The following is a 399-nucleotide window of genomic DNA, read 5'->3' as shown; positions in this document are numbered from 1 at the left end:
GTAGGCACCATTGCTGCTGCATTTTACCCTAATGACGTGATCGTGCGCATGAGTGACTTTAAATCGAATGAATATGCCAATCTTATAGGTGGCAAGGAGTTTGAACCAATCGAGGAAAATCCAATGATCGGCTTTAGGGGTGCATCACGCTATTACAACGAAAGGTATAAAGAGGCCTTTCAATTGGAATGCGAGGCCATTAAGGTGGTCAGAAATGAAATGGGTCTGGATAATGTAAAACTTATGATTCCTTTCTGCAGAACTGTGGAAGAAGGTAAAAAGGTCATCGAACTCATGAAATCATTTGGTCTCAAACAAGGAGAAAATGGCTTAGAAATTTATGTCATGGCGGAGATCCCCAGTAATATTATCCTAGCTGAGGAATTTGCCGAAATCTTC

At 41.1% G+C, this 399-nt stretch carries 1 protein-coding gene; it reads left to right on the top strand.

Going from position 1 to position 399, the window contains the following annotated elements:
• Positions 1 to 399: putative PEP-binding protein (locus D7Y13_RS50265; RefSeq protein ID WP_500683217.1), on the top strand; the 399-nt coding region annotated here is incomplete at both ends.

It is taken from the genome of Corallococcus praedator, from assembly GCF_003612125.1.
Taxonomy (GTDB): Bacteria; Myxococcota; Myxococcia; order Myxococcales; family Myxococcaceae; genus Corallococcus; species Corallococcus praedator.
Note: the sequence above shows the minus strand (reverse complement) of the source record. Positions and strands in the feature narration are given on the sequence as shown.